Source organism: Campylobacter sp. W0066.1 (genome assembly GCF_024723635.1).
GTDB classification, from domain to species: Bacteria; Campylobacterota; Campylobacteria; order Campylobacterales; family Campylobacteraceae; genus Campylobacter_D; species Campylobacter_D lari_C.
The window spans coordinates 1-6862 of sequence record NZ_JANQCW010000028.1 but is presented as its reverse complement, the minus strand read 5'-3'; the positions used below and the strand labels follow the sequence as shown (position 1 = coordinate 6862).

General features: G+C 23.6%; 10 protein-coding genes. 4 read left to right on the top strand and 6 right to left on the bottom strand.

Annotated features, from left to right (window positions below):
- From CAMP18497_RS07990 to CAMP18497_RS07970, 5 genes are all read right to left on the bottom strand, one after another.
- The coding region (locus CAMP18497_RS07990; protein WP_263673530.1) for a DUF5710 domain-containing protein at positions 1-161 on the bottom strand (161 nt) is incomplete at its 3' end.
- A 103-nt stretch (positions 162-264) separates the two neighbouring features.
- The gene (locus CAMP18497_RS07985; RefSeq protein ID WP_236633137.1) at positions 265-924 is read right to left on the bottom strand and encodes a hypothetical protein; all 660 of its coding nucleotides are present in this window, start codon (positions 922-924) and stop codon (positions 265-267) included.
- Positions 925-982: 58 nt separating this feature from the next.
- Complete coding sequence (locus tag CAMP18497_RS07980; protein ID WP_012662285.1) at positions 983-1396, bottom strand: type II toxin-antitoxin system VapC family toxin; 414 nt, start codon at positions 1394-1396, stop codon at positions 983-985.
- Positions 1393-2292: a replication/maintenance protein RepL gene (locus tag CAMP18497_RS07975; RefSeq protein ID WP_173777055.1), complete on the bottom strand. Its 900-nt coding sequence runs from the start codon at positions 2290-2292 to the stop codon at positions 1393-1395. The genes CAMP18497_RS07980 and CAMP18497_RS07975 overlap by 4 nt, the downstream gene beginning before the upstream one ends.
- A 386-nt stretch (positions 2293-2678) precedes the next feature.
- A complete protein-coding gene (locus tag CAMP18497_RS07970) occupies positions 2679-2804 on the bottom strand; it encodes a type II toxin-antitoxin system HicB family antitoxin (RefSeq protein WP_232088192.1) in 126 nt (41 codons plus the stop codon).
- Between the two features lie 116 nt (positions 2805-2920).
- Between CAMP18497_RS07970 and CAMP18497_RS07965 the strand changes: the two genes are divergently transcribed.
- The 4 genes from CAMP18497_RS07965 to CAMP18497_RS07950 all read left to right on the top strand — a co-directional run bounded on the left by CAMP18497_RS07965 (position 2921) and on the right by CAMP18497_RS07950 (position 6469).
- Entirely contained in the window at positions 2921-4027 is a 1107-nt protein-coding gene (locus CAMP18497_RS07965; protein ID WP_337213685.1) for a DUF262 domain-containing protein, read from the top strand.
- A complete protein-coding gene (locus CAMP18497_RS07960) occupies positions 4011-5042 on the top strand; it encodes an AAA family ATPase (RefSeq protein ID WP_257933400.1) in 1032 nt (343 codons plus the stop codon). Before CAMP18497_RS07965 ends, CAMP18497_RS07960 begins: the two co-directional genes overlap by 17 nt.
- Positions 5043-5053: 11 nt before the next feature.
- Positions 5054-5764, top strand: coding sequence for a hypothetical protein (locus CAMP18497_RS07955; RefSeq protein WP_337213679.1), 711 nt, complete (start codon positions 5054-5056; stop codon positions 5762-5764).
- A 396-nt stretch (positions 5765-6160) separates the two neighbouring features.
- Positions 6161-6469 carry an EexN family lipoprotein gene (locus CAMP18497_RS07950; RefSeq protein WP_337213676.1) on the top strand — a complete coding sequence of 103 codons (309 nt, stop codon included), beginning with the start codon at positions 6161-6163 and terminating at the stop codon, positions 6467-6469.
- A gap of 28 nt (positions 6470-6497) precedes the next feature.
- Here the strand turns inward: CAMP18497_RS07950 and CAMP18497_RS07945 are convergent, their stop codons facing one another.
- Complete coding sequence (locus CAMP18497_RS07945; protein ID WP_044599611.1) at positions 6498-6809, bottom strand: hypothetical protein; 312 nt, start codon at positions 6807-6809, stop codon at positions 6498-6500.
- Positions 6810-6862 lie beyond the last annotated feature (53 nt).

The window sequence follows — 6862 nt, the reverse complement described above, 5'->3', positions numbered from 1 at the left end:
TAGGAATTACTTTTATTATTTAATGCGGTTTTATCTAACCATTTTTTAAATATATTAATATCTAATGATTTTGGTGCAAACCATTGTTTTTGTTTGTTGTCCCACATTGCACCAAGTTTTTTAGCTTCGCGAATATCTTGATATGGAATAAACAAAAACATTCTTTTTTTTGGCAAGATATTCCCCTATTTATTTTAATTTAATGTTAGATTGACTATAATTTTGATGAAATTCAAAGGGCTTCCTAGTAGCCCATCCCTACTTTTAACAATATTCCAAAATTTCTTCATTGAATGTTTTAATTAAATCACTTAAAAATAAATCTATTTTTTGTGGATTTAATCCTATATGAGTGTTTTCTATTTTTGTCGTTAATCTTGGATAATATTTTCCATTGTTTTCTGTTGTTTTTAATATATTTTCCCAATGATAACTTCTATTTCTTAGATTTTGTAATAAACTAAGAACTACATCTACTTTATGTGTGTTTCTAAAGCGTAATTTCTTTCCTTTTTCAAAAAAGAAATTTCTATTATTCTCTCCGTAGTTTCTAAAATTAATACCTTTTAAATCCATTATAGAATTTTGTAATTTATTCTCTTTAATGAGATAGATAATAGTTCCCAAACTCATACAAGAAAGATATTGATGATGGGATAAAATCTTATTTTTTTCTCTATTTTCAATTTCAATCTTAGCTTTTTTAATATTTTCATCATTAGAGTTTTTTATCCAATCATTATCTTGCTCTGATAATTTACTATCAAGTTTATTTCTAAGAATAATTTCCAATGTTGCAATTTTTGGTGTGATCTTTCCTATAAGTTTAAGATTATCATAGTGTTTTACAACATCATTGTCATAAGAAGATAATCTTATTTGTGATAGTAATTCATTAAAATCTACTTTATTGAGCAATTTCATATTTTCCTCTAATTTTTAAATATTTTTAATATCTTAACATGAGATAGATGAAATATTATTATATGTTTGTATCGCCATATCTTTTTATAGGTATTTTTAAATTTGGAAAATTTTTATCCATAGTATAAATTGCTGTGCAATTTTCTTTTTCTGCACAAAAATACTGCAAATAGTCTTCAAAATCACCTTTATTTTGCAAGTAAAAATCACAAGCCATATTAATAACGCTTGATCCAAATGAAACTATATCAAAATATGGATTTGTTATTGTGTTTTTAAAAAAAGACATAAGGGCTGGTAATTTATCTTTATCTATTAAATAAGCGATAGTTGAAATCATATCTTCTGAAAACACTATTTTTATTTCATTAGATATTAAAAAATATATTAATTGTTTAGCTTGTTCATTATTTACTCTTGCTTCATCAAAAAAATCAATAAAAATATTTGTATCAAGAAATACTTTTTTCATATATTACCCTTTTTTAAGTCATTTTCTAAAAATTCTTTTTTCATTTCTTTGGCTGTTTTACTTGGATGAAAAGCTCCATTAAACATACCTGCAAATTCATTAATAAAAGCCATTGCCTTTTGCTCATTTTTGCTTCCATTGAATAATGTAGGTTCTTCATTATCATTTGAAGTTAAGCTAGGAATGTTACTATTAACATCAATTATCTTCTCTTGTTTTAATGAAGGATAATTTATTTGCTCATCATCTTTTTTAGAAATAATCACTTGATTTTCTACAACATTCTTATCTGAAGCTATTTGCTTAACTTCTTCAATAACATAATGATCTGGATTTCTCTTAATTTGCTCAAGACCTTCATATTCACTTTCAACTGACACTTCTTGCTTAAATTCTAAATTGTCAAAATCAAAAGTTTTAACGACAGTTTGTCTTAATTTTTTTAGATCTTTAAAAGAACCCTTACCTATGATTTGTGGATTCATAATATATGAATTTGAACCAATAATATCATATTCTTTTCTCTGCTCTTCTGTTACTTTAAAAATAACTTGCTTATCTTCAAGTTCTTTTATCGCACGATAAACACTTGATTTTCCTAAAATCTTCCTACTTTCAAAATAATGAACGAACTCACTATTATATTGAAAAACATTTTGATAATTTAAATTTTTAATCATCATCAACACAACTCTTAAAGCAGGATTTGAAAGATTATCAGTAAGAAAGCTAATGTTTTCTACAAATAATTTAATAAAATCATCTTTGGTTTTTTCTCTTTGTAAAAAAGAACTTATTACTGTGGTAACTTCTCCTGTTACAGCATCAACTTTCTCTTGAACATTACTATATAATTTTTTAGTTTCTTTGTTTTCTAAATTAACTATCTTTGCCATATATTACCTTTTCCCAAAAATTAAAAAACATTATAGCATTATTTTCCCAAAAAATGATAAATTCCCAAATAAAAAAACAAATTGTATCCCATACAATGAATTTTATTGATTATTTTGGGAAAAATTACTTTTTTAGTTTTTTCCCACCACGAGCAGTTTTTGTCCCACGGGTGGGAAAATTTGTCCCACGGGTGGGAAAATTAAAAACCTTAATAAATAGCTATTTTATAGGCGTTTGAGAGAATTTTTTATAAGTCTTTTTCTTCTTTATCTGTTCTTAAATTCAAAAAACCGCAAATTTCGCTAACGCTCATTTGCCAATAATGTAAATCAAAAGTAATATTATTACTTTTGAACTTTTATAATAACAAAATCCAAAATAAAAATTAATAATTTTTCTTTAAATTAATGTTTTCTAAATAAAGTCTTCCGGCTTCTTTTATATTAGTTAAAGTTTTTTTATAGGTATTTCCTTGTGAAATGCAATTTTCAAACACATACAAAATGTCCATCTAGACTCTTTCAATAATAATATTTAGTGATACTTAATTTCTCACTGTTCCAAAAAAGAAGTTTTAATTTAATTATTTATGTTAGAATATATAAAAAATTATATAAGAAGTTTTAAATGAAAGAATTAGAAGAATTAGAAGGTGAAAATTCTTTAGATATTAATAATGATGAAAATTATAAACAAATTTATCCTCTTGAAAAGATAAGAATAGAAAAAGGGCGTATGAGTCTTTTTGAGATAAAAAGAAGGCAAGAAAGAGGTGATATTCAAATAAATCCGGAATTTCAAAGAGAAGATGTTTGGAATTATAAACAAAAATCAGAGCTTATAGAATCAGTGCTTATGGGTATTCCTATCCCTGTATTTTATTTTTTTGAGTCTAAAGATACTAAAATTCAAGTAGTAGATGGTAGACAAAGAATTACAACATTTATTGATTTTATGAATGATGAATTTGATTTAAAACAAGTAAAAATTATTACAGATATTGTTGGCAAAAAATTTTCTGATTTAAATGTTGTCCAGCAAAGAAAGATTGAAGATTATCAGGTTGATACCTATACAATTCAACCACCAACTCCTGAGCAAGTAAAATTCAATATTTTTGATAGAGTTAATCGAGGTGGGACTAGATTAAATAATCAAGAAATGAGAAATGCTCTTTATCAAGGAAATTCCACTGAGCTTATTAATGAACTAAGTAAAGAAGAGTGCTTTAAAAAAGCAACTGCTCATTCTATCAAATCAAATCATATGAAAGATAGATATATAATTTTAAGATTTATTGGATTTTATATTTATTATTCTAAAATAACCAATAATATTGAATATAAAGGAAATATTGATGATTTTTTGTCTGAAATTATGTTGTTTTTAAATAATACCATGGATATATATTTAATTAGTGAACTAAAATTTATGTTTAAAAATACAATGAATTTTACATATGATAATTATGGACAAGATATTTTTAGATTTAATAATCTTAATGGAATAAATAAAAGACCAATAAATATGGCTTTATTTGAAAGTTTAAGTTATTTATTTACTCTATGTATGCAACAAGGTAAAAAACCTCCAAAAGAAGCTATAGATAATTTAAAATTAGAATTTGATAAATCAGGTAAATTTGTTAGTGGGATTGATAGTGTAGCTAGTGTAGATTATAGATTTAATAAGGTAGATAAATTTTTAAAGGACTGGAATGATTACAAATCTTAAAATAAAAAACTTTAAAAGTATTAGTGATTACAATTTTGAATTTAAACCATTGACAATTTTAGCTGGGACCAATTCTTCTGGTAAATCAAGTATTATCCAAGCACTTTTATTTTGTTCTTATTATGCTAATAAAGATATATATTTAGAGGATTATTTGCGTAATTTTGGAGAAGGGAAAGATCTTTTATGTTTAGAATCAAATGAAAATCAGATTAAAATTACTTCTAATGTAAATAATGGAGAAATATTTTCTTTGGTTTTTGAAGATAATCAATGGGTAAAATCAAATAATAATTTTTTTGTTTTTGAAGAAAAATTATTTCATCTTTGTTCAAATAGAATTGGACAAGAAAATTTTGGGAAAAAACATTATACTTTAAGAAGTGGGAATAATGGAGAATATTTATTTGGATTTTATGAAGAAAATAAAAATAATGCTTTAAAAAATGATAGACTTATATGCGATCAAGAATCAGATTCACTATCAATGCAAATCAGATTTTGGATAAATAAAATTTTGGAATTAAAGCTTGAGCCAATAACTCAAAAAATTGATAGCAGTGGTGTAAAAATATTGTATAAAAATTATGATTTAGGTATGGAATTTTCTCCATTTAATTTAGGTTCAGGTGTTAGCTATCTTACTAAAATATTAATTTTAGGATTATCTTTAGAAAAAGGCAATATCTTAATTATAGAAAATCCTGAAGTTCATTTGCATCCAAAAGCGATTTCAAAATTAACTGATTTTTTTGTTTTTTTAATAAAAGCTGGAATTCAATTAATAATAGAAACCCATTCTGAACATATACTTAATGGAATTCGATGGAATGTTTTTAAAGAAGAAATATCACAACAAGATGTTCAAATTTATTATAGAAAAAATATAAATAACAATTTCCAATCTATTGGGATTAATAAACAAGGCAAATATATTAATAGTAATGGCGATATTATTGATTTCCCTGAGGGATTTTTTGATAGCGATTTAGATCATCTTTTGGAAATGATGTAATGAAATTTACAATGGTATTAGAAGATAGTTTAGCAGAAGAATTGTGTAATTTTAAAAACAAAAAAGAGTGTAATATCAAAATTATTGAAAGAATTTTATATTATTATAAACAATATGTTTTATTACGAAAAGAATATATGAGAAGATATTATGATAGTGAAACTTTAAAATCTATTCTCGGACAAAAGACTAGTTTAGAATATAGCGATGATTTAGAATGTCTTTCTAAGAATACTATATATAAAATTATTTTATCTGAGAAACAATATAATTTTCCTTATGTAAATATTTTTGAAGATAAAATAGAAAATAATTTGACAGCTAGTTTTATAAAAAATGAAGATAGAAAAAGAGCTAAAGAACATTTAAAAGCCTTATTTTTAAATGCAAATCATTTGTTTGTTTATGATAAATTTATAAATAACAATCAGAAGCGATTTATAGAATTTGCTAAAGAATGCTTTCCGAGAAAAAAATTAAACATTTTCTATCCTATTGAAAATGGAATGAAATTTCCGAAAATTTTACGTACTAATTTGGAAAATATACATAAAGAATGGAATATTGTAGAGAATAAAGATTGTGTAATTAACAGAAAATATAATTGTTTGCACGATAGATATATAATTGTAGATAAGAAAATTCAAATTATTTTAACTAGCGGTATTGATAACTTAATGAAAAAAAAGAAAGATTTTACATACATAATAAGAGAATTATAAAATATATAATTAATGTATATTGTCAGTCACTAAAATAACTATTACATAATAAAAATTACTAATATATAATAGTATTTACTTTTAAGCAACCTTTACATTTGCGCCTATTTTCCTAATAGCATCAATAATTTGCTGTAAGTTTTTACCTAGATTGCCAATAATGTAAATCAAAAGTAATATTATTACTTTTGAACTTTTATAATAATAAAATCCAAAACAATAAAATATTCATAAAAGAAATTTTTTAAACTAAAATAGCTATAATTAAATAAAATAACCTCAAATCAAAAATTAAATTTTTTATTTATTTTTATATCTAATTAATATTTTTTAGATAAAATTTCAATATCATTAAAATATAACGAACATATTTAAAAAATATATCAAGGATATGAAATGAAAAAAGTAGTTTTAGGGTTAGCTTCTCTTAGTCTTATTGTTTTTTTAGGTGCTTGTTCATCAGAGCCTAAGTCTATGGAATATTTTAAAGATGTTAAAAATGAAAAAGAATTAAAAGATACTTTAAAATATTGTAAAGATAATAGAGACTCTATACTAAAAGATAAAACTTCAAAAGAATATATAGAATGTGAAAATGCTTTTAAAGCAGATATAGGTAAATCAATGGGGAAAGAGCCTTTGGATTATGGCGAGCTTATGAAGCAAGCTGAAGAAAAAGCAAAAGCTAGTGGCTTATTTGACTAAATAGGAGTGAAAAATGAGTAGTGTTTAGCTACTCGTTTTTATATATTCCTATAAATTTACATACTATTCCTATAATTTTTTTTAAAAAACTTGTCTTATTAGTATCAGTATTATTAATATTGATTTTAGCATTATTTATGCTTATTTTAGAATTATCTCTAATATCTGCAATTTCTAAATTTTCAAGATCTTTTCTAGAATTATTTATAATTATAGTTGCGTTATCGGCAATAATTTTACTATCTTTATCAGCTCTAAGTAGAGTTATTTTACTACCTTTTTTTTCAGCTGTAATTTTTAAATTTTCTTTCCTTTTCCAAAAAAGTAAAAATCTAAACATAACATTTTATCCTTATGTGAAAATATTTTTGATATTTTACTATAAATTAAATA

Bases quoted from the DNA above. Each gene is read 5' to 3' on its own strand.
- CAMP18497_RS07985 (WP_236633137.1), bottom strand. From the start codon at position 924: ATGAAATTGCTCAATAAAGTAGATTTTAATGAATTACTATCACAAATA.
- CAMP18497_RS07980 (WP_012662285.1), bottom strand. From the start codon at position 1,396: ATGAAAAAAGTATTTCTTGATACAAATATTTTTATTGATTTTTTTGAT.
- CAMP18497_RS07975 (WP_173777055.1), bottom strand. From the start codon at position 2,292: ATGGCAAAGATAGTTAATTTAGAAAACAAAGAAACTAAAAAATTATAT.
- CAMP18497_RS07970 (WP_232088192.1), bottom strand. From the start codon at position 2,804: ATGGACATTTTGTATGTGTTTGAAAATTGCATTTCACAAGGAAATACC.
- CAMP18497_RS07965 (WP_337213685.1), top strand. From the start codon at position 2,921: ATGAAAGAATTAGAAGAATTAGAAGGTGAAAATTCTTTAGATATTAAT.
- CAMP18497_RS07960 (WP_257933400.1), top strand. From the start codon at position 4,011: ATGATTACAAATCTTAAAATAAAAAACTTTAAAAGTATTAGTGATTAC.
- CAMP18497_RS07955 (WP_337213679.1), top strand. From the start codon at position 5,054: ATGGTATTAGAAGATAGTTTAGCAGAAGAATTGTGTAATTTTAAAAAC.
- CAMP18497_RS07950 (WP_337213676.1), top strand. From the start codon at position 6,161: ATGAAAAAAGTAGTTTTAGGGTTAGCTTCTCTTAGTCTTATTGTTTTT.
- CAMP18497_RS07945 (WP_044599611.1), bottom strand. From the start codon at position 6,809: ATGTTTAGATTTTTACTTTTTTGGAAAAGGAAAGAAAATTTAAAAATT.